31 protein-coding genes are annotated in these 26,652 nt (G+C 64.0%); 18 read left to right on the forward strand and 13 right to left on the reverse strand.

From position 1 onward, the window contains the following. Nucleotides 1-39 precede the first annotated feature (39 nt). Nucleotides 40-447 carry a hypothetical protein gene (locus DPM33_RS13845; RefSeq protein WP_112097989.1) on the reverse strand — a complete coding sequence of 136 codons (408 nt, stop codon included), beginning with the start codon at nucleotides 445-447 and terminating at the stop codon, nucleotides 40-42. Nucleotides 448-591: 144 nt separating this feature from the next. Here DPM33_RS13845 and DPM33_RS13850 point away from each other — a divergent pair, with 144 nt between their 5' ends. Continuing rightward, the gene (locus DPM33_RS13850) at nucleotides 592-1,029 is read left to right on the forward strand and encodes a MarR family winged helix-turn-helix transcriptional regulator (RefSeq protein ID WP_112097990.1); all 438 of its coding nucleotides are present in this window, start codon (nucleotides 592-594) and stop codon (nucleotides 1,027-1,029) included. A gap of 144 nt (nucleotides 1,030-1,173) precedes the next feature. Here the strand turns inward: DPM33_RS13850 and DPM33_RS13855 are convergent, their stop codons facing one another. Beyond that, nucleotides 1,174-3,243, reverse strand: coding sequence for a putative bifunctional diguanylate cyclase/phosphodiesterase (locus DPM33_RS13855; RefSeq protein WP_112098056.1), 2,070 nt, complete (start codon nucleotides 3,241-3,243; stop codon nucleotides 1,174-1,176). Nucleotides 3,244-3,542: 299 nt separating this feature from the next. On the opposite strand from DPM33_RS13855, the gene DPM33_RS13860 reads away from it, so the two are divergent. The 3 genes from DPM33_RS13860 to tdh are packed head-to-tail and all read left to right on the forward strand — an operon-like array spanning nucleotide 3,543 to nucleotide 6,021. Next, entirely contained in the window at nucleotides 3,543-4,730 is a 1,188-nt protein-coding gene (locus DPM33_RS13860; RefSeq protein ID WP_112097991.1) for a glycine C-acetyltransferase, read from the forward strand. Then, nucleotides 4,727-4,939, forward strand: a complete 213-nt coding sequence (locus DPM33_RS13865; protein WP_112097992.1) for a hypothetical protein — start codon at nucleotides 4,727-4,729, stop codon at nucleotides 4,937-4,939. Before DPM33_RS13860 ends, DPM33_RS13865 begins: the two co-directional genes overlap by 4 nt. Before the next feature lie 47 nt (nucleotides 4,940-4,986). Next, complete coding sequence (gene tdh, locus DPM33_RS13870) at nucleotides 4,987-6,021, forward strand: L-threonine 3-dehydrogenase (RefSeq protein ID WP_112097993.1); 1,035 nt, start codon at nucleotides 4,987-4,989, stop codon at nucleotides 6,019-6,021. Between the two features lie 130 nt (nucleotides 6,022-6,151). Here tdh and DPM33_RS13875 read toward each other — a convergent pair whose 3' ends face one another. Continuing rightward, complete coding sequence (locus tag DPM33_RS13875; protein WP_112097994.1) at nucleotides 6,152-6,439, reverse strand: GIY-YIG nuclease family protein; 288 nt, start codon at nucleotides 6,437-6,439, stop codon at nucleotides 6,152-6,154. Between the two features lie 150 nt (nucleotides 6,440-6,589). Then, nucleotides 6,590-7,033, reverse strand: a complete 444-nt coding sequence (locus DPM33_RS13880) for a MarR family winged helix-turn-helix transcriptional regulator (protein WP_112097995.1) — start codon at nucleotides 7,031-7,033, stop codon at nucleotides 6,590-6,592. Between the two features lie 120 nt (nucleotides 7,034-7,153). Here DPM33_RS13880 and hmgA point away from each other — a divergent pair, with 120 nt between their 5' ends. Genes hmgA through DPM33_RS13905 form a run of 5 tightly spaced genes read left to right on the forward strand, consistent with a single transcriptional unit; the run spans nucleotide 7,154 to nucleotide 11,268 of the window. Next, nucleotides 7,154-8,467 (forward strand): homogentisate 1,2-dioxygenase, encoded by a 1,314-nt coding sequence (gene hmgA / locus DPM33_RS13885; protein WP_112097996.1) that lies wholly within the window; start codon nucleotides 7,154-7,156, stop codon nucleotides 8,465-8,467. 14 nt (nucleotides 8,468-8,481) lie between these two features. Further along, nucleotides 8,482-9,336 carry an MBL fold metallo-hydrolase gene (locus tag DPM33_RS13890; protein ID WP_112097997.1) on the forward strand — a complete coding sequence of 285 codons (855 nt, stop codon included), beginning with the start codon at nucleotides 8,482-8,484 and terminating at the stop codon, nucleotides 9,334-9,336. A gap of 2 nt (nucleotides 9,337-9,338) precedes the next feature. Beyond that, a complete protein-coding gene (locus DPM33_RS13895; protein ID WP_208648398.1) occupies nucleotides 9,339-9,692 on the forward strand; it encodes a DUF7660 family protein in 354 nt (117 codons plus the stop codon). 15 nt (nucleotides 9,693-9,707) lie between these two features. Then, the gene (locus tag DPM33_RS13900; protein ID WP_112097998.1) at nucleotides 9,708-10,721 is read left to right on the forward strand and encodes a fumarylacetoacetate hydrolase family protein; all 1,014 of its coding nucleotides are present in this window, start codon (nucleotides 9,708-9,710) and stop codon (nucleotides 10,719-10,721) included. Between the two features lie 10 nt (nucleotides 10,722-10,731). Next, a complete protein-coding gene (locus DPM33_RS13905) occupies nucleotides 10,732-11,268 on the forward strand; it encodes a DinB family protein (RefSeq protein WP_112097999.1) in 537 nt (178 codons plus the stop codon). Between the two features lie 2 nt (nucleotides 11,269-11,270). On the opposite strand, the gene DPM33_RS13910 is transcribed toward DPM33_RS13905, so the two are convergent. The 3 genes from DPM33_RS13910 to hppD all read right to left on the reverse strand — a co-directional run bounded on the left by DPM33_RS13910 (nucleotide 11,271) and on the right by hppD (nucleotide 13,052). Next, a complete protein-coding gene (locus tag DPM33_RS13910) occupies nucleotides 11,271-11,648 on the reverse strand; it encodes a type II toxin-antitoxin system VapC family toxin (protein WP_112098000.1) in 378 nt (125 codons plus the stop codon). Then, on the reverse strand, nucleotides 11,645-11,869 hold the full coding sequence (locus DPM33_RS13915; RefSeq protein ID WP_023780515.1) for a type II toxin-antitoxin system Phd/YefM family antitoxin: 225 nt from the start codon (nucleotides 11,867-11,869) through the stop codon (nucleotides 11,645-11,647). Before DPM33_RS13915 ends, DPM33_RS13910 begins: the two co-directional genes overlap by 4 nt. A 67-nt stretch (nucleotides 11,870-11,936) precedes the next feature. Next, a complete protein-coding gene (gene hppD / locus DPM33_RS13920; protein ID WP_112098001.1) occupies nucleotides 11,937-13,052 on the reverse strand; it encodes a 4-hydroxyphenylpyruvate dioxygenase in 1,116 nt (371 codons plus the stop codon). 138 nt (nucleotides 13,053-13,190) lie between these two features. Here hppD and DPM33_RS13925 point away from each other — a divergent pair, with 138 nt between their 5' ends. Together DPM33_RS13925 and DPM33_RS13930 are read left to right on the forward strand one after the other, a co-directional pair. Further along, the gene (locus tag DPM33_RS13925; RefSeq protein ID WP_042646286.1) at nucleotides 13,191-13,658 is read left to right on the forward strand and encodes an Lrp/AsnC family transcriptional regulator; all 468 of its coding nucleotides are present in this window, start codon (nucleotides 13,191-13,193) and stop codon (nucleotides 13,656-13,658) included. 9 nt (nucleotides 13,659-13,667) lie between these two features. Further along, on the forward strand, nucleotides 13,668-14,006 hold the full coding sequence (locus tag DPM33_RS13930) for a hypothetical protein (RefSeq protein ID WP_112098002.1): 339 nt from the start codon (nucleotides 13,668-13,670) through the stop codon (nucleotides 14,004-14,006). A 30-nt stretch (nucleotides 14,007-14,036) separates the two neighbouring features. On the opposite strand, the gene DPM33_RS13935 is transcribed toward DPM33_RS13930, so the two are convergent. The 4 genes from DPM33_RS13935 to aztA form a co-directional block, all read right to left on the reverse strand. Further along, nucleotides 14,037-14,375 (reverse strand): protein tyrosine phosphatase family protein, encoded by a 339-nt coding sequence (locus tag DPM33_RS13935; protein ID WP_095767791.1) that lies wholly within the window; start codon nucleotides 14,373-14,375, stop codon nucleotides 14,037-14,039. 209 nt (nucleotides 14,376-14,584) lie between these two features. Beyond that, entirely contained in the window at nucleotides 14,585-15,526 is a 942-nt protein-coding gene (gene aztC, locus DPM33_RS13940) for a zinc ABC transporter substrate-binding protein AztC (RefSeq protein ID WP_112098003.1), read from the reverse strand. 30 nt (nucleotides 15,527-15,556) lie between these two features. Further along, nucleotides 15,557-16,432 (reverse strand): zinc ABC transporter permease AztB, encoded by an 876-nt coding sequence (gene aztB / locus DPM33_RS13945; protein ID WP_112098004.1) that lies wholly within the window; start codon nucleotides 16,430-16,432, stop codon nucleotides 15,557-15,559. Continuing rightward, nucleotides 16,432-17,262, reverse strand: coding sequence for a zinc ABC transporter ATP-binding protein AztA (gene aztA / locus DPM33_RS13950; protein ID WP_112098005.1), 831 nt, complete (start codon nucleotides 17,260-17,262; stop codon nucleotides 16,432-16,434). Before aztA ends, aztB begins: the two co-directional genes overlap by 1 nt. A gap of 224 nt (nucleotides 17,263-17,486) precedes the next feature. Between aztA and DPM33_RS13955 the strand changes: the two genes are divergently transcribed. Beyond that, nucleotides 17,487-17,831, forward strand: coding sequence for a RidA family protein (locus DPM33_RS13955; protein WP_112098006.1), 345 nt, complete (start codon nucleotides 17,487-17,489; stop codon nucleotides 17,829-17,831). 167 nt (nucleotides 17,832-17,998) lie between these two features. On the opposite strand, the gene hutC is transcribed toward DPM33_RS13955, so the two are convergent. After that, entirely contained in the window at nucleotides 17,999-18,745 is a 747-nt protein-coding gene (gene hutC / locus DPM33_RS13960) for a histidine utilization transcriptional repressor HutC (RefSeq protein ID WP_112098007.1), read from the reverse strand. 13 nt (nucleotides 18,746-18,758) lie between these two features. Then, nucleotides 18,759-20,114, reverse strand: coding sequence for a formimidoylglutamate deiminase (locus DPM33_RS13965; RefSeq protein ID WP_112098008.1), 1,356 nt, complete (start codon nucleotides 20,112-20,114; stop codon nucleotides 18,759-18,761). A gap of 97 nt (nucleotides 20,115-20,211) precedes the next feature. Here DPM33_RS13965 and hutI point away from each other — a divergent pair, with 97 nt between their 5' ends. The 6 genes from hutI to DPM33_RS13995 are packed head-to-tail and all read left to right on the forward strand — an operon-like array spanning nucleotide 20,212 to nucleotide 26,447. Further along, entirely contained in the window at nucleotides 20,212-21,441 is a 1,230-nt protein-coding gene (hutI, locus tag DPM33_RS13970) for an imidazolonepropionase (RefSeq protein WP_112098009.1), read from the forward strand. Continuing rightward, nucleotides 21,438-22,979 carry a histidine ammonia-lyase gene (gene hutH / locus DPM33_RS13975; protein ID WP_112098010.1) on the forward strand — a complete coding sequence of 514 codons (1,542 nt, stop codon included), beginning with the start codon at nucleotides 21,438-21,440 and terminating at the stop codon, nucleotides 22,977-22,979. Before hutI ends, hutH begins: the two co-directional genes overlap by 4 nt. After that, the gene (gene hutG / locus DPM33_RS13980; protein WP_112098011.1) at nucleotides 22,979-23,797 is read left to right on the forward strand and encodes an N-formylglutamate deformylase; all 819 of its coding nucleotides are present in this window, start codon (nucleotides 22,979-22,981) and stop codon (nucleotides 23,795-23,797) included. Before hutH ends, hutG begins: the two co-directional genes overlap by 1 nt. A 16-nt stretch (nucleotides 23,798-23,813) precedes the next feature. Next, the gene (locus tag DPM33_RS13985) at nucleotides 23,814-24,185 is read left to right on the forward strand and encodes a hypothetical protein (protein ID WP_112098012.1); all 372 of its coding nucleotides are present in this window, start codon (nucleotides 23,814-23,816) and stop codon (nucleotides 24,183-24,185) included. Further along, on the forward strand, nucleotides 24,182-25,855 hold the full coding sequence (gene hutU, locus DPM33_RS13990; protein WP_208648399.1) for a urocanate hydratase: 1,674 nt from the start codon (nucleotides 24,182-24,184) through the stop codon (nucleotides 25,853-25,855). Before DPM33_RS13985 ends, hutU begins: the two co-directional genes overlap by 4 nt. A 4-nt stretch (nucleotides 25,856-25,859) precedes the next feature. Beyond that, nucleotides 25,860-26,447, forward strand: coding sequence for a HutD/Ves family protein (locus DPM33_RS13995; RefSeq protein WP_112098013.1), 588 nt, complete (start codon nucleotides 25,860-25,862; stop codon nucleotides 26,445-26,447). Nucleotides 26,448-26,652: the final 205 nt, after the last annotated feature.

Raw genomic sequence — 26,652 nt, forward strand, 5'->3', positions numbered from 1 at the left:
GCGCGCCGCGCATGATCGGCTTTCGCCGACCGTGCGGTTCTAAAACATCCTGGCGGTCGCCATGCAAAGCACGGTGATGACCAAGAGCCCGCCGGCGATGCGTTCGCCTCTGGTCATCTTTGCCCGCAATTGGGTCTGCGTCGCCTGATCGGCGCCGGCCAGTTGCCTGCTGGCGGAGGCGACAAGTGCGCCCTGCACGCCGGCGGCGATCAGCGCCGTCAAAATGCCGAGCGCCAGCACCTTCTCCATCGAGCCGAACGAGCCCTCATGGAAGAAATACCAGAGCAGTATGCCGGTCAGGAAAACCATGCCGGAGGCGCCAAGCTGCGGCCGGATGAAGCGCTCCGCCTTGATCTCCGTATCGCGGGCGACCGCGATGGTCGTGCCGGCCCAGAAGACGCCGGCCATGACGTGCAGGCCGATGACGACGATATAGACATATTGCATGACCACATTCCTCTCTGCCGCCCGCCGCCTGCGCGCCGACCATGATGCGGCGCCATCAATAAGACAAAGTTAGATATCTAACGGTTAGATGTCAATTCATTCAGCCGAGTTTCACGTCCCCGCTGCTTGCACTACTGTCACGTCATGACACCGTTTGACCGCCCGCCCGTCGGCATGAATCTAGCCCGCACAGCGAAGGTGGTGGCCCAGGCTTTCGACGCCGCGCTGGTCGAAGCCGGCGGCACGCTGCCGGTCTGGCTGACCCTGCTGTCGGTCAAGTCGAAGGAACTCGCCAACCAGCGCGAGCTTGCTGGCATGATCGGCATTCAGGGCGCGACGCTGACGCATCACCTCAACGCCATGGAAGCGCAAGGGTTGCTGACGCGACGCCGTGATCCGGAGAACCGCAGGGTCCATCAGGTGGCGCTGACGGAAGCCGGCGAAGCACTGTTCGAAAAGCTGCGGCTCGCTGCCGTCGCCTTCGACAAGCGGCTGCGGGCTGACATTCCCGATGACAGGCTGGCCGAATTCGCCGAGGTGCTGGCGATGCTAAGGGCGAATGCGGCAGTGCATCAGTCGTAACCCGCTATCGCGCCGAAGGCGTAGTGGCGCAGCCTGAGCAATCCTAGCAAGCCGCCATGCCAGTGTGGCTGTCTCAAGTCCCAGTGGATTGCCCAGGTCAGTTGGGATTCGGGTGGGCCGGCCTCACCCCAATAACAATTGACCCTAAGCGAGGCTGCCCCGCAGCACTTTCAGCTTCGCTTTCTTCGGGCTGCGCGCCAGCAGCCATTCGCGCGCCTTGTCCTGCGGCATCGGGAAGGCGATGGAATAGCCCTGCACCTGGTCGCAGCCGATCGCCATCAGCGAGTCGAGCTCGGCCTCGGTTTCGGCGCCTTCGGCGACGATCGAGATGCCGAGTCCCCGGGCAAGCTCGGTGATGGCACGCACGATCTTGGTGTTGTCGCCGTTCTCATTGATGTTCTGAACGAAGCGACGGTCGATCTTCAGCCGGTCGATCTCGTTCGGGTTGACGTGGCTGAGCGAGGCATAGCCGGTGCCGAAATCGTCGAGTTCGAGATGCACGCCGGCGGCGCGGATGTGCCTGAGCTTGGCGGCGATGCCGGTCTTCTCGTCGTCGAGGATGACGGATTCGACGATTTCCAGCGACAGCTTCTGCGGCGCCAGCCCGGCGCGTTCGAGCGTGCCGAACAGGAAGGCGTCGAAATCGGGCTCGCGCAGCTCCGTGCCGGAAACGTTGACGGCGATGCGCCCGAAATCGATGCCGGCGCGATCCCACTCGGCGGCTTCTTCGATCGCCTTGCTGATGACGATGCGGCCGATATCCGGCATAAAGCCGCATTTCTCGGCGACGGGAATGAATTCGCCGGGCGAGATCATGCCGCGCGTCTCGTGCTTCCAGCGCACCAGCGCCTCGATGCCGCTGATCTTGCCGCTGGTCAGCGACACCTGCGGCTGGAAATAGACCTCGAAGCTCTTGTTGGCGATCGCCGTACGGATGTCCTGCTCGAGCTGCTTGCGGTAGTCGAGCTCGCGCCGCAGCTCTTCCGAGAAGAAGGAGAAATTTCCGCCGCCCAGCTTCTTGGCCGAATAGAGTGCGAGATCGGCATGGACGAGCAGGTCCTGCGCGTTGTCGGCGTCGACCGGGTAGACCGCGATGCCGGCGCTGGCGCCGGGCATGATGGTCGTGCCCTGGAACGTGATCGGCTCGTTGATCTCGCCAAGGATGCGCTTGGCCAGCGCATGGATGTCCTCGGTCGAGCCGGCGCCGTTGAGGATCATGACGAACTCGTCGCCGCCAAGCCGCGCGCAGAGATCCGACGCGCGGCAGGAATCGCGCATGCGCTGCGCCGTCACCACCAGCACATAGTCGCCGGCGGCATGGCCGAGCGTATCGTTGATCTGCTTGAAGCGGTCGAGATCGAACTGGATCACCGCCAGGCGCTCGCGGCGGCGGTGCGCCCCCTTGATCAGCGTGTCGAAATGGTCGGTGAGGAAGGTACGGTTGTGCAGGCCGGTCAGGCCGTCATGCACGGCGATGAAGGCCATCGAGTTGCGCGCGTCGACCAGTTCGCGCGTCTTGCGCAGAATGGCGTTGGACATCGGCCGGAAGATGAACAGCGCCACCAGCACGATGACGCCGAGCGTGGCGAAGAACAACTTGCGGTGCAGGTCGAGGATGCTGCTGGATTTTTCGTCGGCGAAGGCGCTGATGCGCTGGCCGAGCGCGGCATAGCCGGACATGGTCGCATTGGCCACTGAGGCATCGAGGCCGACGCGTTCGCCGCCGCCCTTGTAGCCGTCACTCTGCATGCCGAGCTGCGACTCGAAGGACGAGACCAGCCTGTCGCCATTGGCGACGAGGCCGACCGAGAAATAATCGAGGTGGAACGGCTTGTTGAACAGCACGTATTCGATCGACTTCGGATCGTTGCGCGCCGGCGACAGCGGGTCGGCGCCGGTCTCCTTGAGCAGCTGGTCGTAGCTGGTCTCGAACTCGCCCGTCGCCTGCTTGAGCGCGGTCACCAGCGCCGGCTGCTTGTCGCGCGCGGCGGCGCCGGTGGCGCTGGCCAGGAAGACGATGCGCTGCGACAGCGCCTTTTGCGTCGAGACGATGTCGAGCAGCGTGTCGTTATGCTGCTGCTGCGCCATCAGCTGCTGCAAGAGCACGAACGAGGCCACCACCATGGCGGCAATGATCGTCAGCGCCAGCCAGTAGCCGGTCTTGATGAGCAGGATCAGCTTGCGTGAAACGCTATGCACTGGCTGCTGCGACATAACTTGAGTGACCCCTTCGGTCGACGGATTCCTGCCAAGGTTCTGGCGGGAAAACGCTTGCCCTGAAAGGGTTAACAGGTCGGCAAGGCAGGCCGGCGGCGGTCGCGGCAGCGTGACAAAGCTCGCGAAATGGTTATCACGTCCTTTCCCGCACACCTCATTTTTGCGCGCATCGGCGCCGCGCCGCTGCGAAACATCGCGACCGGGCTTTCGCGACGCCACCGAAGCGGTCGCTTTTGCGATGGATTTTTTGGAGCCGTAGCGCGACAGTCCGGCCACGAACCGAACAGGGCCGGACCATGAGCAAAGCATTCCTTTCCCACATCGACAGCGAGCTGCAGGGCCTGAAATCGGCCGGGCTCTACAAGTCCGAGCGGGTCATCTCCTCGATGCAGTCCGCCGAGATCGAGGTCGGCGGCGAGAAGGTGCTGAATTTTTGCGCCAACAACTATCTCGGCCTCGCCGACAGCCCGGATCTGCGCGACGCGGCAAAGCATGCGCTCGACCGCTACGGCTACGGCATGGCCTCGGTACGCTTCATCTGCGGCACGCAGGAAGAGCACAAGGAGCTGGAGGCGACGATCTCCTCCTTCCTCGGCATGGAAGACACCATCCTCTATTCGTCCTGCTTCGACGCCAATGGCGGCCTGTTCGAGACGCTGCTCGGCGAGGAGGATGCCATCATCTCCGATGCTCTGAACCACGCCTCGATCATCGACGGCGTCAGGCTTTCCAAGGCCAGGCGCTTCCGCTACGCCAACAACGACATGGCCGATCTCGAAGCCCGTCTGAAGGAGGCGAAGGATTGCCGCTTCCGGCTGATCGCCACCGACGGCGTCTTCTCGATGGACGGCATTATCGCCAACCTCGAGGGTGTCTGCGATCTCGCCGAAAAATACGATGCGATGGTCATGGTCGACGACAGCCACGCGGTCGGCTTCGTCGGTAAGAACGGTCGTGGCTCGGCCGAGCATTGCGGCGTCGAGGGCAGGGTGGACATCATCACCGGGACGCTCGGCAAGGCGCTGGGCGGCGCCTCCGGCGGCTACACCTCGGGCAAGAGGCAGGTCGTAGACTGGCTGCGCCAGCGCTCGCGGCCCTATCTCTTCTCCAACACACTGATGCCGGCGATCGCCGGCGCCTCGATCAAGGTGTTCGACCTGATCCGCAATGGCGACGCGTTGCGCCAGCGCCTATATGCCAATGCGGACCGGTTTCGTTCGCAAATGGGTAAGCTCGGCTTTACGCTTGCCGGTGCGGACCATCCGATCATCCCGGTGATGCTGGGCGACGCGGCGTTGGCGCAGGAGATGGCGCAGCGCATGCTGAAGCGCGGCATCTACGTCATCGGCTTTTCTTTCCCGGTGGTGCCGAAGGGCCAGGCGCGCATCCGCACGCAGATGTCGGCCGCCCATTCCAGTGCCGATATCGACCGCGCGGTCGAGGCGTTCGGTGCGGTCGGAAGAGAGCTGGGAGTGTTAAAATGACCAACAACGACGGCATTCAGTGCTGGTTCTGTGGCACGGGGATCGAAAAGGAGGATACCCAAGCCGTCGAGGTCTCGCTTCGGAATCTTTGGTCCAACGAAGATGATCCACCCAAGCAGTATTTCTGGCTGCACTCTGTTTGCGCCCTCGAAAAATTGCAAGGCAAAGGGCCAAAGCTTGATCTGGATGTATTCACCGACAGCAGGTGATAGTCCGCATTAATTCCTTAATTTGCTGATTGGTTTGAGGATCGAGAATGTCCAACATGATGAAGGCGCTGGTGAAGGCCAAGGCCGAGCCGGGCATCTGGATGGAAGAGGTGCCGGTGCCGGACATCGGCCCCAACGACGTGCTGATCAAGGTCAAGAAGACCGCGATCTGCGGCACCGACGTCCACATCTACAATTGGGACCAGTGGGCGCAGAAGACGGTGCCGGTGCCGATGGTGACAGGCCATGAATTCGTCGGCACGGTCGCCGATTTCGGCGCGGCGGTCACCGAATACAAGGTCGGCCAGCGCGTCTCGGGCGAAGGGCATATCGTCTGCGGCCATTGCCGCAACTGTCGCGCGGGCAGGGGCCATCTCTGCCGCAACACGCTTGGCGTCGGCGTCAATCGCCCCGGCGCTTTCGGCGAATACATGGTCATCCCGCAGCACAATGTCGTGCCGATTCCCGACGACGTGCCGGACGAGATCGCCGCCATCTTCGATCCGCTGGGCAATGCCGTGCACACCGCACTGTCCTTCGATCTGGTCGGCGAGGACGTGCTGGTCACCGGCGCCGGGCCGATCGGCATCATGGGCGCGCTGGTCGCGCAATGCGTCGGCGCGCGTAAAGTCGTCATCACCGACATCAACCCGGTGCGGCTGGATCTGGCGCGCAAGCTCGGTGTGCAGCATGTGGTCGACGCCTCGAAGGAAAGGCTGGGCGACGTGATGCCGTCGATCGGCATGACTGAAGGTTTCGACGTCGGCCTGGAGATGTCGGGCGCGGCGCCCGCGTTCCGCGACATGATCGACACCATGAACAATGGCGGCAAGATCGCCATCCTCGGCATCGCGCCCACCGGCTTCGAGATCGACTGGAACAAGGTCATCTTCAAGATGCTGCACCTGAAAGGCATCTACGGCCGCGAGATGTTCGAGACGTGGTACAAGATGATTGCTTTGGTGCAGGGGCCGCTGGACGTGTCGGGGCTGATCACGCACCGGATTGGGATCGATGATTTCCAGGTAGGCTTCGACGCGATGCGGAGTGGGAGTTCGGGCAAGGTGGTAATGGATTGGTAAGAGGTCCTTACCGAGGCAGGAGGACGCCTCCCATCCTTCGTCATTCTAGGGCGGAGCAAGGAGCGAAGCGACGCGCGCAGACCCTAGAATCCATGCCGTGACGCCTGAGATCCGCCACGGTCCAGAACGTTCACCAGCCAACTCCGCGAAACAGCTCGAACCATTCCGGATTGGTCTTCTCGATCAATTCGATCTTCCATTTGCGTGGCCAGCGCTTCAATGACGTCTCTCGCTGAATGGCGTCAGCGATGTCGAAATACTCTTCGTACCAGACCAAACGCTGCACGCCGTAACGGCTGGTGAAGCTGGAGCCTCGGCCGGTCTTGTGTTCGGGGATCCGACGCGCAAGGTCGTTGGTGACACCGATATAGATCGTGCCGCCTTTCTGGCTTGCGGTCATGTAAACGTAGCCTGTCATGGACCGATCCTAGCTGGCACCATCGCCAACGGCTATTTCTGGACCGTTGCATTCTACGGCCAATGTCGCGGCATGGATTCTAGGGTCTGCGCGCGTCGCTTCGCTCCTTGCTCCGCCCTAGAATGACGAAGGATAGGAGGCGTCCTTTCTCTACGAACAAGATAACGCCCTCTCCAACGCCGCCACTCCATTAACAATCGCCACCCGCTCCTCCACGCTCAGCCTCGCCAGCAATTCCCCTTCAAAAGCCTTCGCCAGCGGCACCATCTCGCGATAGGCCGCAAGCCCGGCCCTGGTCAGCGCCAGGTGCTCGACGCGCCGATCGTTCTCGTCAGCCGTCCGCGTCAGCCAGCGCCGGCGCTCCAACTCGGCCACGGCGCGCGACACCTTGGCCTTGTGCATCGCCGACTGCTCGCCGAGTTCCGTCGCCGTCATCGTGCCGCGCTCGCCAAGCCCGGAAAGCGTGCGCCATTCCGGCCGGGTCAGGCCGTGGCGCTCCTTGTAGATGCGCGAGAATTCGCGGCTGACGGTGTCCGCCAGCCGATAGAGCCGATAGGGCAGGAAGCTTTCCAGCTCCAGAATGTCCGGTTCCATGATGCGCGCCTTGACCGTTGATAGTTACATTTTCGATGGTTACAAATGAAACCAGTTTGGTCAACATCGCCGGCAGGCCGTGTCTCGGGACGCTTGCAAGCCGGGATCAGGGAGGATCGGATGGGCTTTTCCTACATGCCGGGCTTCGGCAATGATTTCGAAACCGAGACGCTGCCCGGCTCGCTGCCGCAGGGCCGTAACTCGCCGCAGCGGCCGGCCTACGGGCTCTATGCCGAGCAACTGTCGGGCTCGCCCTTCACCGCGCCGCGCGGCACCAACGAGCGCTCCTGGCTCTATCGCATCCGGCCGAGCGTGAAGCACACCGGCCGCTTCAAGAGCGCGAGCTATCCGCTGTGGAAGACCGGACCCAGCATCGGCGACCACGAACTGGCGCTCGGCCAATACCGCTGGAACCCAACGCCGATGCCGAGCGAGCCGACGGACTTCATCTCCGGCATGCGTACCTTCACCACGGCCGGCGACACGGTCGGCCAATCCGGCATGGCAGCCCACGTCTATGTCGCCAACCGCTCGATGGCCGACGACCATTTCTTCAACGCCGACGGCGAGTTGCTGGTCGTGCCGCAGGTCGGAGCGCTGCGCTTCGTCACCGAGATGGGCGTGATAGAGCTTCGGCCGGGCGAGATCGCCGTGCTGCCGCGCGGCCTCGTCTTCAAGGTCGAGCTCTCCGACAAGGAGGCGCGCGGCTACGTCTGCGAGAATTATGGCGCCAAATTCACCATGCCGGACCGCGGCCCGATCGGCGCCAACTGCCTGGCCAACCCTCGCGACTTCAAGACGCCCTGCGCCTGGTTCGAGGAGAAGGAGACGCCCTGCCGACTGATCGTCAAATGGTGCGGCACCTTCCATGTCACCGAGCTTGGCCATTCGCCGCTCGACGTCGTCGCCTGGCACGGCAACTACGCGCCCTATAAGTATGATCTGGCGACGTTTTCGCCGGTCGGCGCCATCCTGTTCGACCATCCCGATCCGTCTATCTTCACCGTGTTGACGGCGCCGAGCGGCGAGGAGGGCACGGCCAATGTCGACTTCGTCATCTTCCCGCCGCGCTGGCTGGTGGCGGAAAACACGTTCCGGCCGCCCTGGTACCATCGCAACATCATGAGCGAGTTCATGGGCCTGATCCACGGCCAGTACGACGCCAAGGAGGAAGGTTTCGTCCCCGGCGGCATCAGTCTGCACAATCAGATGCTGGCGCATGGGCCGGACGCGAAAGGTTTTGAGAAAGCCACCCGCGGGGACTTGAAACCGGTCAAGCTCGACAACACCATGGCCTTCATGTTCGAGACGCGTTTTCCCCAGATGCTGACACGCTATGCCGCCGAGCTCGGCACCTTGCAGGAAAACTACATCGACTGCTGGGCCGACCTGAAGAAGCGTTTCAACGGCACCCCCGAGGGCGACTGGTCTTGAGCGCAGGCAAAGCGATGGACCGTCTCGTCCTTCTCGGCTCCAAAGGCGGCCCGGCGTTGCGGCCGGGCGGGCCATGGCCGAGTTCGTCGCTGCTTGAAATCGGCGGGCGCAACTTCGTCATCGATTGCGGGCTGGGCGTCACGCGCGGCCTGGTCGATGCCGGCATGAGCCTGAAGGCGCTCGACCTGATCTTCGTCACGCATCTTCATTCGGACCATGTTCTGGAGCTCGGTCCATTGATCCTCACCGCCTGGACGGCGGGATTGGCGACGCCTGTAACCGTCTATGGACCGCCCGGCACCAGCCACTACTGGCAGCGCTTCTGCCAAGCGATGGATTTCGACATCGAGATCCGCATCGTCGACGAAGGCCGGCCGGACATCCGCGAGTTGGTTACGGTGAAGGAATTCGCCGAGGGCGTGATTCTGGAGGAGGGGGGCTTGACGGCGTCGGCGCTGCGCGTCGACCATCCGCCGGTGACCGATTGCTTCGCGTTGCGTTTCGAGCATGGCGGCAGGAACGTCGTGTTCTCCGCCGACACGGCGTTCTTTCCACCGCTGGCCGGCTTTGCCAAAGGGGCCGACATTCTTGTGCATGAAGCGATGCTCGAGGAGGGCGTCGAAAGGCTGGTTGCAAGGACCGGCAATGGCGCTCGGCTCCGCGAGCATCTCTTTGCCAGTCACAGCCTGGCTGAAGAAGCCGGGCGTATCGCCAGCGATGCCGGCGTGAAGCGGCTGGTGCTCAATCACCTCATTCCCGCCGACGATCCGGCGGTCGGCGAGGCCGACTGGATTGCCGCCGTCAGGAAAACTTGGTCGGGTGACTTGACGATTGCTTGCGACGGCCTTGTTGTGGGGCTTCTGGAGTGACGATGGCCGACGAGAAGCTTTGGGACGAGGTGAGCGCATCCGGGACGGCGTCCTCGGTACAGCTCTCTTCGTTTCTGGACAGTGTGCAGGACCTTCCATCCTTTGTCCGCTTCATTGATGCATTGCGCGAGGATCGCGAAGATGCGGACTGCAAGGAGGCAGCGAGGCCCGCAGGACCCTATTCATCAGGCTGGAACGGGTGGGAAAACGGCTCGATAGCAAATTTCCTTGAAGCCTCGGTCGCCTGGGCCACCACCTGGACCGACGACAGCCGCGGTGATGCGGCGCATCTCGCAGCCGACAATCCCTGGAAGGCGGCGGCCAGAATTCTCTATGCCGGCAAACATTACGAATGATGATCGGGAGGACTGATGAAGCTTGCCACATTGAAGAACGGGACGCGCGACGGGAAGCTGGTCGTGGTCTCGCGCGATCTGACGCGGTTCACCGACGCTTCCTTCCTGGTGCCGACGTTGCAGGCCGCGCTTGACGACTGGCGCCGCATCGCGCCGCATCTTGCGGCTATGGCGGAATCGCTGGAGACCAACGCCGTCCCTTCGGCGCGCTTCCACGAGCATGATGCGCATTCGCCGCTGCCGCGCGCCTATCAATGGGCGGACGGCTCGGCCTATGTGAACCATGTCGAGCTGGTGCGAAAGGCGCGCGGCGCCGAGATGCCTGCAAGTTTCTGGACCGATCCTCTGATCTACCAGGGCGGCTCGGATTCCTTCGTTCCGCCGCGCGACCCGATCCGCATGGCCGACGAAGCATTCGGTATCGACATGGAGGCGGAAGTCGCCGTCATCGTCGACGATGTGCCGATGGGCGCCGAGCTGGACGAGGCGAGGGACGCGATCAGGCTGGTGATGCTGGTCAACGACGTGACGCTGCGCGCCATCACCGGCCCGGAACTCGCAAAGGGTTTTGGCTTCTTCCAGTCGAAGCCATCTTCGGCCTTCTCGCCGGTCGCGGTCACGCCGGACGAGCTGGGCGATGCCTGGGACGGCAGCAAGGTCAACCTCGCTCTGCTCGCCGATCTCAACGGCAAGCCGTTCGGCCGTGCCAATGCCGGCGTCGACATGACGTTCGATTTCCCGGCGCTGATCGTGCATGCCGCAAAAACCCGGCCGCTCGCCGCGGGCACCATCATCGGTTCCGGCACCGTCTCCAACAAGCTGAACGGGGGGCCGGGCAAGCCGGTGTCGGCCGGCGGCGCTGGCTATTCCTGTATCGCCGAACTGCGCATGATCGAGACCATCGAGGGCGGTGAGCCGAAGACGCCCTTCCTGCGCTTTGGCGACACGGTGCGCATCGAGATGAAGGACAAAACGGGACATTCGATCTTCGGCGCCATCGAGCAGAAGGTCGAGAAATACGAGGAGTGAGGCCCGAACGGTGACCCTGCTCGAGCATCTGCGCCGCATGGCCCGCAACAATCTCTGGTCGAACGACCGGCTTTACCGCGCCGTGCTTGCGCTGAAGCCCGGCGAGTTCGAAGCCGGGCGCACCAGCTTCTTCCCGTCGATCAGGGAGACACTCAACCACATCCTCGCGGTCGACCTTCTCTATTTCGACTTCCTGACGGATGGCGGTCTCGGCGCGGCGGCCTATGACGACTTCGTTCCGTTCGACGGTGCGACGGGCCTGGCGGCGGCACAGGCCGATTTCGACCGCAAGCTCATCGTCTTCTGCGACGGCCTGTCGGAAGCCGACCTCGACCGCCGCGTCATCACCGACCGGCGCGAGGACGGCATGATCCCCGAGAAGATCGGCGACATCCTCGCCCATGTCTTCCTGCACGACATTCACCATCGCGGCCAGGTGCACGCGATGCTCTCCGGCACCTCTGTCGCGCCGCCGCAATTGGATGAATTTCTGCTCGACTACGACATCAAGCTGAGGAAGGACGAGGTCGAGCGGCTGGGGGTATGAGGTTAGACCAGCGCGACATCATAGCGGGCGAAGTGCGAGTCCGATGTCAGGATAGTCAGGCTCTCCAACCGTGCCTGCGCTATCAGCAATCGGTCGAATGGATCGCCATGGTGAGGGGGTAGATCGCCCACCGCATGCGCGTGCTGTAAGGTGACGGCGAGCGGCTGAAATTGCATCCTTGGAAGCAATGTCGGCAGGTCATCTGGCGCCTGGAGTTTTCCGATCGATCGTTTGATGGCGATCTCCCAAACGCTCGCCGCGCTCGCGAACACCACAGCTTCCGAGTTCAGGATGGCACGGTGCTGTTCGCTGAGACGTCGATCGTCCGAAATCGACCAGAGGATAATGTGCGTATCGGCGAGAAACGGACCTGTCGTCATTTGACGTACTCGTCCCATTCGGGACCGAGTTCGTCAAAGTCGTCCGCAATCCAGATCTTGCCTTTTAAGGCGCCGATACGCGGCAGCGGCTCCGCTACTGCTGGTGGTACGATACGTGCGGCAACCTTGCCATGGCGCGTAAGCACGATCTCCTCACCGGCTTCCGCGCGGCTTACGAGTTCCGATAATTTGGCCTTGGCTTCGGCGATGGAGACATTCATGAGCACGATCCTTTATGACCATAATTTAGGTCATAATTGATCGCGCTGCAAGATATCCGCGCGTCGCTTACGCCGCCTTGCCGTCCAGCTTGATCACGCCGCGCTTGATCTGGTCCTGCTCGATCGATTCGAACAGGGCGCGGAAATTGCCCTCGCCAAAGCCTTCGTCGCCCTTGCGCTGGATGAACTCGAAGAAGATCGGGCCGATGACGGTCTTAGAAAAGATCTGAAGCAGGATCTTGGTCATGCCGCCGTCGACGACGCCTTCGCCGTCGATGAGGATGCCGTGCTTCTTCATGCGCTCGATCGGCTCGTCATGGCCGTTCACCCTGTCATGCGACATGTCGTAATAGGTGTCGGGCGGGCCGGGCATGAACTTCAGGCCGTTGGCGGCGAGCTTGTCGGTTGCCTGGTAGATGGCGTCGGTGCCGACCGCGATGTGCTGGATGCCCTCGCCATTGTACTTTTTCAGATATTCGGCGATTTGGCTGGTCTCGTCCTTGGACTCGTTCAGCGGAATGCGGATCTTGCCGCAGGGCGAGGTGATGGCGCGGCTGACCAGGCCGGTGATCTTGCCGTCGATGTCGAAGAAATGGATCTGCTTGAAGCCGAACAGGTCGCGGTAAAAGTCCCACCACTTGTCCATGTTGCCGCGATAGACATTGTGGGTGAGGTGGTCGAGGAAATAGAAGCCGACGCCCACGGGCTTCGGGTCGCGCTCGCCCAGCCACTCGAACTCGGCGTCATAGGCCGAGCCCTTCTCGCCATAGCCGTCGATGAAATAAAGCAGCGAGCCGCCGATGCCGACGATCGCCGGCACGTCGAGCGCCTTGTCGATGCCCTCATAGGGTGTGGCGCCCCTCGACACCGCATGGTCGAAGGCATGCTTAGCATCGACCACGCGCCAAGCCATCGAGGCGGCGCAGGGCCCGTGCTTTTCGACGAACTTCATCGCATGCGAGCCGGGCTCGGCATTGACGACATAGTTGATGTCGCCCTGGCGCCAGACGGTGATGTCCTTCGAACGGTGCTTCGCCACCGCGATATAACCCATGCGGGTGAAGAGCTCGGCGAGCTTTGCCGGCTCGGCATGCGCGAATTCGACGAATTCGAAACCGTCGGTGCCGGCGGGGTTTTGCTTGCTGATCCTGGCCGGTGGGGCGTCGTGCGGGAAGGGGCCCATGGCAGTCCTCCAAAAACTGTTGCGGCCGTGCTTGGCCAACTTTCACCATGATAGCGCGGAGCCGTCGCACGGTGCTTGCATTCAACCGCCTGAAATGCGCATCATGTGCGTAATTTGTGCATGAAAGGAGAAAAAACCATGGATGATGCGCGCCTGGATCAATTTGACCGCAAGATAATGGCGCTTTTGCAGGACGATGCGCGCTACACCAACAACGATCTTTCGGAGCGCGTGAACCTTTCGCCCTCCCAATGCTCGCGCCGCCGCCAGCGGCTGGAGGATGACGGCTATATCAAGGGTTATCGAGCGGTTCTCGATCGCGACAGGCTCGGCTTTTCGCTGGTCAACGTCATCTCGGTGACCCTGGCGACCCACAATCGCGACAACGCCCGCCGCTTCGGCGAATTGGTGGCGCGGCTGCCCGAGGTGCAGGAGGCGCACGCGCTGACCGGCGAGATGGATTACATCTTGAAGGTGGTGACGCCCGATCTCAAATCATTGTCGGAGTTCGTCAACGGTGTTCTCCTGCCGCACGAATCCGTGCAGCATGTGAAGACGGCGATCGTGCTGGAGACTTTGAAGGAAACCGGCGCACTGCCGATTTGAGTGGGAGCCATGTCCAATCTTCAGCTTGCCGGGTTCATTCTTTTTGTGGTCGGGCTCGTGCCGTTCACAATCGGCGGTCTGATTTTTCTCCGCCACGGCTATGACACTTGGAATGCGGAGCTATTGGCCGATAAAGGCTTGTCGTGGTGGGATAGAAAGCTTGGGTTCCAGGGTCTCTTAACTCATCCCAAATCGCGCTGGTGGTGCGCTATAGGCTTTCCGATTTGCCTCGCCGGCTTCGTACTGCTCGTTGTCAGCACGATCCCCCTGGACCAACTCGTCCTATTCGTAGTCTTGTTTGCCGCTTTCTTTGGCCTGCGCCACATCATCGCCAACCGGCATCGTTAGCCGGCAGGCAGGTGGCAAGGCCAACTTGCGTCACCCCCGCTGCTGCTGAATCAGCCCATAAAGGTTGGTGCAGCGCGCGCCTGAGCGGCAGTACGCGAACACCGGGCCTTCGAGCTCGTCGAGCGCGGCTGCCTGGTCCTCGACATTGTCCATGGTGATCTGGCCGCTGATGACCGGGATATAGCGGAAGGCGAGCCCTGCCGCCTCGGCCGCAGCCTGGACGCTCCCAGCCGATGGCTGGCCCGGCTGCTCGTCGTCCGGCCGGTTGCAGATCACGCTCTTGAAGCCGGCGTCCTTGATGGCCGCGATATCCTGCGGCTGGATCTGGCCGGAGACCGAATAGTCGTCGCTGATCTGGCGGTATTCCATGGTGTCGTCCTCGCGATCTCTTTGGGGTCAGTCTTGCCACTCCGGGAGAGGGGCGGCAATCCGCATTGAAGGAATTCTCTGCCAAATAGACATCGCGCGCGGGAAATTCCAACCGTCTTCCTTCCTTCTCCTCGTTCACGGGGAGAAGGTGCCCGAAGGGCGGATGAGGGGCGGCGCCGGCGTTGGTCATTGTCCTCCAGGACGTCAGCTCAGCTTCCCAGGATCGCGCCTTTGATCTGCGTGATGTTGTTGTGCATCATGTCGATATAGGTCGAGGCCGGGCCGTCCGACCCCGACAGCGCGTCGGAATAGAGCGTGCCGCCGACCTTGATGCCGGTCTCGCCGGCGATCTGCTCGATCAGCCGCGGATTGGTGATGTTTTCGACGAAGATCGCCGCCGCCTTGTCCTGCTTGACCTGTTTGACCAGCTTGGCGACGTCGGCCGCCGACGGCTCGGAATCGGTCGAGATGCCTTGCGGCGCGAGGAAGGTCAGCCCGTATTCGTGCTCGAAATAGCCGAAGGCGTCATGCGAGGTGATGACGACGCGCTTGGCCTCCGGGATCGACTGGATTGCCGCCCTCACTTCGCCTTCCAGCGCATCGAGCTTGGTGGTGTAGGCGGCGGCGTTGGCCTTGTAGCTGTCGCAGCCATCTGCGTCGGCCGCGCAGAACGCGTCGGCGATGTTCTTCACATAGATCTTGGCGTTGGCGATCGACTGGAAGGCGTGCGGGTCGGTGACGGTCTTGCCGCCGCCGGTGTCGGCGCCTTCGGCAGCGTCCGCATCGGCGAATTCCGGCTTGAAGGCGATCGGTGTCACGCCCTTGGTCAGCGTCACGATCGAGGCCTTGGTGGCGCTGGCGTCGACCAGGCGCTGCAGGAAACCTTCGAAATGCAGGCCGTTGACCAGCACGACATCGGCGCCGGCCATCGCCACTGCGTCGGCCGGGCTCGGCTCATAGACATGCGCGTCGCCGTCCGGCCCGACGATGGTGGTGATGTTGACGCGGTCGCCGCCGACATTCTTCGCAAAGTCGGCAATCACCGTGAAGCTCGCCACCACTTTCAGCGGCGCCGCGAAGGCGGACGAGGTTGCGAAGGCGCCTAATGTTATAACGCTCAGAGCCAGGGCGGCACGGAAGGATTTCAACATCGGGGACTGTCTCCTTGCTTGGGGATGGGGTCAGGCGGTCCGGTGGCGGTGATGCACGATGCGGGCGCGCAGCACGCCGCGCGTGCCGAACAGGATCGAGCAGAAATAGACGATTCCGGCCGAAAGGATGATCGCCGGGCCGGAGGGCAGTGAGGCGTGGTAGGACAAAAGCAGCCCGGCGATGCAGGAGGCAAAGCCGATCAGCACGGCGAGCACGCACATCGGTTCGACGCGCACCGTCCAGAAGCGGGCGGCGGCGGCCGGCAGCATCATCAGCCCGACCGAGAGCAGCGTGCCCAGCGCCTGAAATCCGCCGACGAGGTTGAGCACGACAAGCCCGAGGAAGATGAAATGCACCGGGCTGCCCATGCGGCTCACCGAGCGCAGGAACAGCGGGTCGAGGCATTCGGCGACCAGCGCGCGCCAGAAGACGGCGAGGCAGGCAAGCGTCACCACGACGATGCCGCCGATCAGCGTCAGCGCCTCGTTGTTGAGCGCCAGCACGGTGCCGAACAGCACATGCATCAGGTCGACGCTGGAGCCGCGGATCGACACCATCAGCACGCCGACCGCGAGCGAGATCAGATAGAAGGCCGCCATCGAGGCGTCCTCGCGCTGGATGGTGAAGCGCGAGACGGCACCCGCGCCAAGCGCGACGATGATGCCGGCGACCAGCCCGCCGATGGTCATCGGCAGGATCTCAAGGCCATAGAGCAGGAAGCCGGCAGCGGCGCCCGGCAGGATGGCGTGCGCCATCGCGTCGCCCGACAGGCTCATGCGCCGCAGCATCAGGAAGACACCGACCGGGCAGGCGCCCAGCGACAGCATCAGCGAGCCGAACAGCGCCCGCTGCATGAAACCGAAATCGGCGAAAGGCGCGATGAACAGGCCGTACAGAAAATCCATCACGCCGCCCTCGGTCCGGAGCCATGCTGGTGGTCGTGGTGGTGATCATGCGCATGATCGTGATGATCGTGCGGATGATCATGACTGTGATCGTGATCCTCGGGCTCGCACCACGGCGCGTTTTCTTCCCACGCCTCGTGAAAGCGCCGCGCCTTAAGCAGGTTTTCCGGCCGCAGCGTTTCCTTGGTGTCGCCCCAGGCGACGGGCTGGCGCGCCAGCAGCAGCGTCTCCGGAAAATTCTGCCGCACCAGATCGAGGTCGTGCACCACGACCATGATCGTGCGTTCCTCGCCATGCCAGCGCTTGATCAACTGGACGAGGTAGCCGACCGTCTTGGCGTCGACCGCGTTGAACGGTTCGTCGAGCAGGATCAGGTCGGCGTCCTGCAAAAGCACGCGGGCAAACAGCGTGCGCTGCAACTGGCCGCCGGACAGCGTGTCGATCGGCCGCTTCTCGAAGCCGCCGAGCCCGACCGCCATCAGCGCCTTGCTGACGGATTCGCGGTCTTCCTTGGTGTAGCGGCCGAGCATGCCGCGCTTCGGCCACAGCCCGAGCGAGACCAGGTCGACCACACGCGCCGGAAAGGAACGGTCGAGCTCCGACTGTTGCGGCAGATAGGCCGTGCGCACGCCGGGCACGCGGACCACCGCGCCTTCCATCGGCTTCAGCACCCCGACAATGCCCTTCATCAGCGTCGACTTGCCCGACCCGTTGGCGCCGACCACGGCCGTTAGCGAGCCTTTGCGGACAACGCCGTTGAGGTGATGGATGGCGGGATGGCTGCCATAGCCAAGCGTCAGGTCGCGGAAGGTCAGGCAGGCATTGGTCATCAAACGGCGGTCCGCGAAATCGAGTGCGTTGTCGATTTGTGATGTTATTACATTAGTCAACACGGCGGCCGGGCGCAATTGTGTCACGACCGGTCAACTCGCCGTGTACGCAAGCAGGGCATACCCACACAATTGGCTCAATTGGTTTCGCGCCCGCCGGCCTTGCCCCAAGCCGGCCCGGACTCTAAAGAGCAGCGACTCCAGGAAACAAAGGAACCTCTCGAATGAGCATTCGTCGCATCGATGTCGGCCCGCGCATGAGCCAGATCGTCATTCACGGCAACACCGTCTATCTGGCCGGCCAGGTCGGCGAGCCCGGCGGCAACGTCGCCTCGCAGACCCGCGACATCCTGAAAACCATCGACGAATTGCTGGCCAAGGCCGGCACCGACAAGACCAAGATCGTTCAGGCGATCATCTGGCTGGACGACATGAAGACCTTCGCCGAGATGAACGCCGAATGGGACAAGTGGGTGCCGCAGGGCCACACGCCCGCCCGCGCCACCGGCGAAGCCAAGCTCGCCACCCCGGAATATCTGGTCGAGATTATTGTGACGGCGGCGCTGTAAAGCGCTTGTCCCCTTCTCCCCCTGTGGGAGAAGGTGGCCGCGAAGCGGCCGGATGAGGGGTGCTCCAGGGAACGCAAACGTCTCACTCCGCTGGAACACCCCTCATCCGTCTCGGCGCTATCGCGCCGATCCACCTTCTCCCGCAAGGTGAGAAGGGGGCGCCGGCACTATCCCTGCGACGGCGTGAACCGTGCCACCAGAGTGTGGCTCTCCGCCGGATAGATGAACCGCACATGCGTCACCGGGTGCTCGGCGCTCCAGGTGCGGCGCTCGACCACCAGACAGGGCGCGTTCGCGTCGATATCAAGCGCATCGGCGATTGTCTCGTCCGCCGCCATGGCGCGGATGCGGTGCTCGGCTTCGCTCCACGGCACGCGGCCGATCAGCCAGGGGCCGGGTGCGATGTCGAGAAACTCTTCCTCAGCCGCCTCGGCTACCGCTGACAGGTTGATCAGCCGCTGCTCGAGCGCGAACGGCCGTTCGCCGGCGAAGTGCAGGCCTTCGAGCGCAAGCACTGGACCCGCGGCGGAAAGCCCGAGCAGCGCACGGTCGTCGGCACCACTGCGCCGCTTGACGCGTTCTAGCCGCTCATAGCGGTAGGGCAGGCCGAGCGCCTCGACCTCGATCCTGATGTCGTGCAGTTCCAGCACCGCGGCCTGCGACTGCGGCTGGCGCACGAAGCTGCCGGAGCGGCGGCGCCGCTCGATCAGGCCGGCCTTGGCGAGCTGCGACAGCGCCTTGTTCACCGTCATGCGCGAACAATTATACTGAGCCGTCAGCTCGTGCTCGAAAGGAATGCGATGGCCCGGCGCCCAGGCGCCGGAAAGAATCTTGTCGCGAATATCGGACAGGATGCGCTGATGCAGCGAGAGGATCTCGCCGCCTTCGACATCATCTGTTTCGACCAGGCTCATCGGGCGTTCCTGTTCAGCCTTGCGACAACGCGGTCATGACTTCGCGAAACCGCTTGGCGACTGCCTCGCGCTTCGCATGTCTGCCGCCGGTCACCTGTTTCTTGCCATGCACCCAGACGCAATCGACCTTGCTGCCATTGGCAAAGATCCAGGCGTCGAGGATCGCGTCGCCGGTCTTGCCGGCAAGTGAGGGATGGTCGGCGTCGAGCGATACGAAATCGGCCCGGCCGCCGGCGGCAATCCGCGAGGGGCCGGCGCCGAGCGCCTGGCTGCCGCCGTCGAGAGAAGCATCAAACAGCGCGCCCCCCGTCGAGCCGCCGGCCCGCGCCATCACATTGCGGGCGCGATGGGCGAGGCGCTGCGAGTATTCAAGCTGACGAAGCTCGTCAGGCAGGCCGATCAGCACATTGGAATCGGAGCCGACACCGAAACGGCCGCCATGCTCGACGAAAAGCGGCGCGGCGAACGTGCCGTCGCCGAGATTGGCCTCGGTGATCGGGCAGAGTCCAGCGATGGCGTCGGCCTTGGCCATGGCAATCGTCTCGGCTTCGGTCATATGCGTGGCATGGATCAGGCACCAGCGCTTGTCCACCTTGGCGTTGGCCAGCAGGAACTCGACCGGGCGCTTGCCCGACCAGGCGATGCAGTCCTCGACCTCCTTCACTTGTTCGGCGACGTGGATATGGATCGGGCCGTTCGGCGCCATCGCCGCGACGGCGTCGAGCTCGTCCGGCGTCGCCGCGCGCAGACTGTGCGGCGCGACGCCGACGACGGCCTGCTCCAGCGAACGAACACCCTCGCGGCTTCTCTCAAGCAGGCGCCCGAAGCGCCCGACATCATTGATGAATCGCCGCTGGCCTTCATTCGGCGCGGTGCCGCCGAAGGACGAATGGGCGTAAAATACCGGCAGCAGGGTCAGGCCGATGCCGGTATCGGCCGCGGCGGCGGCGATCCGCTCCGCCATCTCGGCGATATTGGCGTAAGGCTGCCCGTCGCGGTCGTGATGCAGATAGTGGAACTCGCCGACGCGCGAAAAGCCGGCCTCCAGCATTTCGACATAAAGCTGCGCCGCCACCGCCTCGACCTGGTCCGGCGTCATCGACAGGGCGAAGCGGTACATCACCTCGCGCCAGCTCCAGAAACTGTCGGCCGAAGGGCCGCGCAGTTCGGCGAGGCCCGCCATGCCACGCTGGAAAGCGTGGCTGTGCAGATTGGGCATGCCTGGAAGCAGGATGGCGTGGCGCTCGTCGCTCGGTTGCGGGGTAGCGGCGGTTTCGACCTTCGAGATGCGGCCGCCGTCGACGGCGATCCTCACATTTCCTTGCCAGCCGCCGGGCAGCAGCGCCTGTTCCGCATAGATCGCCGTCACGTTGCTCTCCGAATCTGAATGCCTAGATGACATTACCACTTGCGTCGCGTTCCAATATGTATATACATAATCGCCATCCAAGCAAACGGAAAAGATGATGGGTGGACCAAACGGGAAGAGCGGCCTTCGTCTGTGGCGCAATGCGCGCCTGGCGACCATGGCCGACGGCGCGGCCGGTGTCGGCATCGTCGACAAAGGCGCGATCGCGGCGCGTGACGGGCTGATCGTTTATGCCGGTCCCGAGGCCGATATGCCGGCTTCCGCCGGGCAGGGCGCCGAGACCGTCGACTGCCAGGGCCGCTGGATCACACCGGGCCTGATCGACTGCCATACCCATCTTGTCTATGCGGGAAACCGCGCCAATGAATTCGAGATGCGACTTGCCGGCGCCACCTATGAGGAAGTGGCCCGCGCCGGCGGCGGCATCGTTTCCTCGGTCAGGTCGCTGCGCGCCGCCAGCGAGGACGAGCTCGTCGCTCAGACGCTGCCGCGCCTCGACGCCCTGATGGCTGAAGGCGTCACCACCGTTGAAATCAAATCGGGCTACGGTCTCGATGCCGACAATGAGAAGAAGTCGCTGCGTGCCGCCCGCCGTCTGGCCAATGAGCGTCCGGTGACGATCCGCACCACTTGTCTCGCCGCCCACGCCCTGCCGCCGGAAGGCAAGGGCGACAAGGACGCCTTCATCGATCTGGTCGCAGGCACCATCCTCCCCGAGGTTGCCGCTGAAAAACTCGCCGACGCCGTCGATGGTTTTTGCGAGGGCATCGCCTTCTCGCCGGAGCAGATGGCGCGGGTCTTCGACAAGGCCAAGGCGCTCGGCCTGCCGGTGAAACTCCACGCCGACCAGCTTTCCAATCTCCACGGCGCCGCCCTTGCTGCCCGCTATGGCGCGCTGTCGGCTGATCATCTGGAATACACCGACGAAGCCGGCGCCGCGGCGATGGCCAAGGCAGGCACCGTGGCGGGCATCCTGCCCGGCGCCTACTATTTCATCCGCGAGACCAAGAAGCCGCCGGTCGACCTGTTCCGCCGCCACGGCGTGAAAATGGCGGTCGCGACCGACTCCAATCCCGGCACCTCACCGCTCACCTCGCTGCTACTCACCATGAATATGGCCGCGACTTTGTTCGGCATGACCGTCGACGAATGCCTCGCCGGCGTCACCCGCGAGGCCGCGCGCGCGCTTGGCCTGCTCGGTCAGACCGGCACACTGGAGGCCGGCAAATCGGCTGACCTGGCCATCTGGGACATCGAGCGCCCGGCCGAACTCGTTTACCGCATGGGCTTCAACCCGCTCCATGCCCGCATCTGGAGAGGACAATGACCGAACTTACCTTGACGCCAGGCAACGCCACGCTCGCCGATTGGCGCGCTATCTATCGCGGCGCCGTGCCGAAGCTCGACGATGCCTGCCGGCCGAAGATCAAGGCCAGCGCCGAGGCGGTTGCCCGCATCGTCGCCAAGGGCGAGCCGGTCTATGGCATCAACACCGGCTTCGGCAAGCTCGCCAGCGTCCGCATTCCGGCCAACGACCTCGAAACGCTGCAGCGCAATATCGTGCTCTCGCATGCCGCCGGCGTGGGTGAGGCGATGCCGGTCGCCGTGGTGCGGCTGATGATGGCGCTGAAGCTGGCGAGCCTTGCCCAGGGTGCTTCCGGCGTGCGGCCCGAAACCATCGAATTGCTTGAGGCGATGCTGGCCAATAACGTCATCCCGGTGGTGCCGGCGCAAGGCTCGGTCGGCGCGTCCGGCGACCTCGCGCCGCTCTCGCACATGACGGCGGTCATGATCGGCGTCGGCGAATGTTTCACCCCGCATGGCCGTTTCCCGGCCAAGGTCGCCTTCGTCTCACATGGGCTGGAGCCGGTGACGCTCGGCGCCAAGGAAGGCCTGGCGCTGCTCAACGGCACCCAGTTCTCGACCGCTTTTGCGCTCGCCGGCCTGTTCGAGGCCGAGGTGCTCTACCAGTCGGCGCTGGTTGCCGGCGCGCTGTCGACCGACGCGGCACGAGGCTCCGACGCGCCCTTCGATCCGCGCATCCATCTCTTGCGCAAGCATCGCGGCCAGATCGAAACCGCCGATGCGCTGCGCAATCTGATGGCCGGCAGCGCCATCCGTGAATCGCACCGGGTCGGCGACGAGCGCGTGCAGGATCCGTACTGCCTGCGCTGCCAGCCGCAGGTGATGGGTGCCGCGCTCGACGTGCTGCGCAAGGCCGCCGACACGCTTCAGACCGAGGCCAACGGCGTCACCGACAATCCGCTGATCTTCGCCGAGGACGACACCGCGCTTTCGGGCGGCAATTTCCACGCCGAGCCGGTGGCCTTCGCCGCCGACATGATCGCCCTTGCCGTCTGCGAGATCGGCTCGCTGTCGGAGCGTCGCATCGCCATGCTGGTCGACCCGGCACTGTCCGGCATGCCGGCCTTCCTGACGCCGAAGCCTGGTCTCAATTCCGGCTTCATGATCCCGCAGGTGACGGCGGCGGCGCTCGTTTCGGAAAACAAGCAGAAAGCCTATCCGGCCAGCGTCGATTCCATCCCGACCTCAGCCAACCAGGAAGACCATGTCTCGATGGCCGCCCACGGTGCGCGCCGGCTGCTCGGCATGATCGAGAATGCCACCGCCGTCATCGGCATCGAACTGCTGGCCGCCGCGCAAGGCTGCGATTTCCACCAGCCTCTCACCTCCAGCGCCGCGCTCGAAGCCGTGCGCAAGCTGGTGCGGACCGAGGTCCCGCATCTCGACAACGACCGCCATTTCCATCCCGACATGGAAAAGGCGATCGCCATGGTGCGCAGCGGCGCCACCGTGAAGGCGGCGAGCGCCGTCGCGCTGCCGTCGATCGCGGGAGCGGCGTGATGGCCACGCCATCCTGGCTCAGCGTTACCCAAGGCACGGCGCCGCTGCTGGTCTCGATCCCGCATACGGGCATCGACCTTGCCGGCCTCGACGGCCGGCTGGTCTCGACATGGCTGGGGCGGCGCGACTGCGACTGGTGGATCGACAATCTCTACGATTTCGCCGCCGACCTCGGCGCGACCGTCGTCCACACCGCCATCTCGCGCACCGTCATCGACGTCAACCGCGACCCTTCCGGCGTTTCGCTTTACCCCGGACAGGCGACGACCAGCCTCTGCCCCACCGACACATTCGACGGGGATCCGCTCTACAATATGGGCGACGAGCCGACGCCGGCCGAGATCGATGAGCGCCGCGAGACCTATTTCGTACCGTATCATGCTGCCTTGCAGGCCGAGATCGATCGGCTGCGCGGCATGCACGAAAACATCGTCCTCTACGACTGCCACTCGATCCGCTCGGTGCTGCCGCGCCTCTTCGAAGGCACGCTGCCGGTGTTCAACCTCGGCACCAATGACGACAAGAGCACCGATCCGGTGCTGCAGCAAAAGGTGGCCGCCGTCCTCGCCGCGACCGGCGAGACCTGGGTGGTCAACGGCCGCTTTAAGGGCGGCTGGATCACCCGCAGCTTCGGCCAGCCGCAGAGCGGCGTGCATGCGCTGCAGATGGAGCTGTCCAACCGCGGCTACATGCGCGAGCCGGCTGAGAAGGGGTCGCCGGAAAACTGGCCGGTGCCTTACGACGCGACCTATGCCGCGCCGATCCGCGCCACGCTGAAGACCATCCTCGAAACCGCGATCGCCTGGGCGAAAAGCTGACAGCCGGCGGGGAGCGATGACCGCATTTGCCAGGACTGCTTTTCTTGCGCTGCTCGCTGCAGCCTCCGTCGCTCCGGCCGCCGCCGCCGAAGTCGCCATGAAAGGCCCTGAAATTCTGAGCGCGCTCAAAGGCGCGCACGTCCAGGGCGAAAACTGGTCGCAGGAGTTCGATGACGGCGGCGCCACAACCTACACGAGGGACGGCAAGCACCAGGCCGGTCGCTGGGATGTCCGGGGCGACCAGTACTGCTCGCTCTGGCCGCCGTCCGACAATTGGGTCTGTTACGACATGACGATCGACTCCGCCGACCCCGCCCATGAACAGGTGACCTGGATCAGCGCCGACGGCCACCGCAACCCCGCACATCTCATCCGAAAGGGACAATGATGAACGATCCCCGCCACAACATCCGCGAAGTCCGTGCACCCCGCGGCGACAAGCTCAACGCCCGCTATTGGACGACCGAGGCGCCGCTGCGCATGCTGATGAACAACCTCGATCCCGAGGTCGCCGAGAACCCGAACGAGCTCGTCGTCTATGGCGGCATCGGCCGGGCGGCGCGCACCTGGAACGACTTCGACCGCATCGTCGCTTCGCTGAAGACGCTCGGCGAGGACGAGACGCTGCTGGTGCAGTCGGGCAAGCCGGTCGGCGTCTTCAAGACCCATTCCAATGCGCCGCGCGTGCTCATCGCCAACTCCAACATCGTCCCGCACTGGGCGACCTGGGAGAAGTTCAACGAGCTCGATAAGAAGGGTCTGATGATGTACGGCCAGATGACGGCCGGCTCCTGGATCTATATCGGCACGCAAGGCATCGTGCAGGGGACCTACGAAACCTTCGTCGAGGCTGGTCGCCAGCACTACAACGGCAATCTCAAGGGCAGGTGGATTCTGACCGCCGGTCTCGGCGGCATGGGCGGCGCCCAGCCGCTCGCCGCCGTCATGGCCGGCGCCTGCTGCCTCGCCATCGAGTGCAACCCCGACTCGATCGATTTCCGCCTCCGCACCCGCTATCTCGACGAGAAGGCCGAGACGCTTGACGAGGCGATGGAAATGATCGACCGCTGGACCAAGTCCGGCGAGGCGAAGTCGGTCGGCCTGCTCGGCAATGCGGCCGAGATCGTGCCGGAGATGTTCAGGCGCGGCATCCGCCCCGACATGGTCACCGATCAGACCTCGGCGCACGACCCGATCAACGGCTACCTGCCCAAGGGCTGGACGATGGCCGAGTGGCGTGAAAGGCGCGTCTCCGATCCCAAGGCGGTCGAAAGGGCCGCTCGCGCGTCGATGCGCGAGCATGTCGAGGCGATGGTGGCGTTCTGGAACGCCGGCGTGCCGACGCTCGACTACGGCAACAACATCCGCCAGGTCGCCAAGGAAGAAGGTTTCGAGAACGCCTTTGCCTTCCCGGGTTTCGTGCCGGCCTATATCCGGCCGTTGTTCTGCCGCGGCATCGGCCCGTTCCGCTGGGCGGCGCTCTCCGGCGATCCGGAGGATATCTACAAGACCGACGCCAAGGTGCGCGAGCTCACCCCCGGCAACACGCATCTGCACAACTGGCTCGACATGGCGCGCGAGCGCATCTCGTTCCAGGGCCTGCCGGCGCGCATCTGTTGGGTCGGCCTCGGCGACCGCCACCGGCTCGGCCTCGCCTTCAACGAGATGGTGGCCAAGGGCGAGCTCAAGGCGCCCGTCGTCATCGGCCGCGACCATCTCGATTCCGGCTCGGTCGCCTCGCCGAACCGCGAGACCGAAGCGATGAAGGACGGTTCCGACGCCGTTTCCGACTGGCCGCTGCTCAACGCGCTGCTCAACACCGCGTCCGGCGCCACCTGGGTGTCGCTGCATCATGGCGGCGGCGTCGGCATGGGCTTCTCGCAGCATTCGGGCATGGTGATCGTCGCCGACGGCACGCCCGAGGCGGCAAAGCGCCTGGAGCGCGTGCTGTGGAACGACCCGGCGACCGGCGTCATGCGCCACGCCGACGCCGGCTACGACTTCGCCATCCAGTGCGCCAAGGAGCACCAGCTCAACCTGCCGGGCATCCTGGGCTGAGCCGATGCGTATCCTTCGTGCCGCCGGCTACCGCGTCATGCCGTGGAAGAATGGCGGCGGCACGACCACTGAAATCGCCGTCTCGCCGGATGGCGCGGGGCTCGACGATTTCGACTGGCGCATCTCGATGGCGCGCGTCGAAAGCGGCGGGCCATTCTCCAGCTTTGCCGGCATCGACCGGACGCTGTCGGTGCTGACCGGCGAGGGGATCGTCCTCGACATCGCCGGCCGCCCGCCGGCGCGGCTGACCACGGTTTCGGCGCCGCTTGCCTTTCCCGGCGACGTGCCAACCAGCGCAGGATTGATCGGTGGCCCGATCACCGACCTCAACGTCATGACCCGCCGTGGCCGCATGGCGCATAAGGTCGAGCGCCGACCGCTCTCCGGCGAGATACGCGTTGCGCCCCGTGCCGATACGACGCTCGTTCTGGCCGTCAATGCCGGCATTGCTGTCTTCACGCACGATGCGTCGGACCTCGGACCGCTCGATACGCTGGTCCTCGACCAAGATGGCCCGGAATTGCGGCTTGAGCCCAAGGGGCCGGGCCTGCTTTTCGTGATCGAGCTCCACCGCCTCGCCGCCAACCGTTAACGGCTGTCGCCAAACATGATCGCGGCTGGGGCGAATTATCGCCCGGCCCCTTGCATGTATCACGAAAAAGCCTGAATCCTTGCCCTGATCCAAGCGGGGGGCGAAGAGCGAGGGGCGTTCGCCCACGAGCTGTCGAAAGGGCACGCCTCTGTTACGGTGCGCAACAAAAACTTTCGGCCAAACCGTCATGCAACCAATTGCAATT

It is taken from the genome of Mesorhizobium hawassense (assembly GCF_003289945.1).
Classification (GTDB): Bacteria; Pseudomonadota; Alphaproteobacteria; order Rhizobiales; family Rhizobiaceae; genus Mesorhizobium; species Mesorhizobium hawassense.

Bases quoted from the DNA above. Each gene is read 5' to 3' on its own strand.
- DPM33_RS13915 (WP_023780515.1), bottom strand. From the start codon at position 11,869: ATGAATGTCTCCATCGCCGAAGCCAAGGCCAAATTATCGGAACTCGTA.
- DPM33_RS13860 (WP_112097991.1), top strand. From the start codon at position 3,543: ATGAGCAAAGCATTCCTTTCCCACATCGACAGCGAGCTGCAGGGCCTG.
- hutI (WP_112098009.1), top strand. From the start codon at position 20,212: ATGGGTGGACCAAACGGGAAGAGCGGCCTTCGTCTGTGGCGCAATGCG.
- DPM33_RS13880 (WP_112097995.1), bottom strand. From the start codon at position 7,033: ATGGAACCGGACATTCTGGAGCTGGAAAGCTTCCTGCCCTATCGGCTC.
- DPM33_RS13985 (WP_112098012.1), top strand. From the start codon at position 23,814: ATGACCGCATTTGCCAGGACTGCTTTTCTTGCGCTGCTCGCTGCAGCC.
- DPM33_RS13865 (WP_112097992.1), top strand. From the start codon at position 4,727: ATGACCAACAACGACGGCATTCAGTGCTGGTTCTGTGGCACGGGGATC.
- DPM33_RS13850 (WP_112097990.1), top strand. From the start codon at position 592: ATGACACCGTTTGACCGCCCGCCCGTCGGCATGAATCTAGCCCGCACA.
- tdh (WP_112097993.1), top strand. From the start codon at position 4,987: ATGTCCAACATGATGAAGGCGCTGGTGAAGGCCAAGGCCGAGCCGGGC.
- DPM33_RS13910 (WP_112098000.1), bottom strand. From the start codon at position 11,648: ATGACGACAGGTCCGTTTCTCGCCGATACGCACATTATCCTCTGGTCG.
- hutG (WP_112098011.1), top strand. From the start codon at position 22,979: ATGGCCACGCCATCCTGGCTCAGCGTTACCCAAGGCACGGCGCCGCTG.
- hppD (WP_112098001.1), bottom strand. From the start codon at position 13,052: ATGGGCCCCTTCCCGCACGACGCCCCACCGGCCAGGATCAGCAAGCAA.
- DPM33_RS13875 (WP_112097994.1), bottom strand. From the start codon at position 6,439: ATGACAGGCTACGTTTACATGACCGCAAGCCAGAAAGGCGGCACGATC.
- aztA (WP_112098005.1), bottom strand. From the start codon at position 17,262: ATGACCAATGCCTGCCTGACCTTCCGCGACCTGACGCTTGGCTATGGC.
- DPM33_RS13925 (WP_042646286.1), top strand. From the start codon at position 13,191: ATGGATGATGCGCGCCTGGATCAATTTGACCGCAAGATAATGGCGCTT.
- aztC (WP_112098003.1), bottom strand. From the start codon at position 15,526: ATGTTGAAATCCTTCCGTGCCGCCCTGGCTCTGAGCGTTATAACATTA.
- DPM33_RS13890 (WP_112097997.1), top strand. From the start codon at position 8,482: ATGGACCGTCTCGTCCTTCTCGGCTCCAAAGGCGGCCCGGCGTTGCGG.
- DPM33_RS13995 (WP_112098013.1), top strand. From the start codon at position 25,860: ATGCGTATCCTTCGTGCCGCCGGCTACCGCGTCATGCCGTGGAAGAAT.
- DPM33_RS13955 (WP_112098006.1), top strand. From the start codon at position 17,487: ATGAGCATTCGTCGCATCGATGTCGGCCCGCGCATGAGCCAGATCGTC.
- aztB (WP_112098004.1), bottom strand. From the start codon at position 16,432: ATGGATTTTCTGTACGGCCTGTTCATCGCGCCTTTCGCCGATTTCGGT.
- DPM33_RS13930 (WP_112098002.1), top strand. From the start codon at position 13,668: ATGTCCAATCTTCAGCTTGCCGGGTTCATTCTTTTTGTGGTCGGGCTC.
- DPM33_RS13935 (WP_095767791.1), bottom strand. From the start codon at position 14,375: ATGGAATACCGCCAGATCAGCGACGACTATTCGGTCTCCGGCCAGATC.
- DPM33_RS13855 (WP_112098056.1), bottom strand. From the start codon at position 3,243: ATGTCGCAGCAGCCAGTGCATAGCGTTTCACGCAAGCTGATCCTGCTC.
- DPM33_RS13845 (WP_112097989.1), bottom strand. From the start codon at position 447: ATGCAATATGTCTATATCGTCGTCATCGGCCTGCACGTCATGGCCGGC.
- hutU (WP_208648399.1), top strand. From the start codon at position 24,182: ATGATGAACGATCCCCGCCACAACATCCGCGAAGTCCGTGCACCCCGC.
- hutH (WP_112098010.1), top strand. From the start codon at position 21,438: ATGACCGAACTTACCTTGACGCCAGGCAACGCCACGCTCGCCGATTGG.
- DPM33_RS13895 (WP_208648398.1), top strand. From the start codon at position 9,339: ATGGCCGACGAGAAGCTTTGGGACGAGGTGAGCGCATCCGGGACGGCG.
- hutC (WP_112098007.1), bottom strand. From the start codon at position 18,745: ATGAGCCTGGTCGAAACAGATGATGTCGAAGGCGGCGAGATCCTCTCG.
- hmgA (WP_112097996.1), top strand. From the start codon at position 7,154: ATGGGCTTTTCCTACATGCCGGGCTTCGGCAATGATTTCGAAACCGAG.
- DPM33_RS13900 (WP_112097998.1), top strand. From the start codon at position 9,708: ATGAAGCTTGCCACATTGAAGAACGGGACGCGCGACGGGAAGCTGGTC.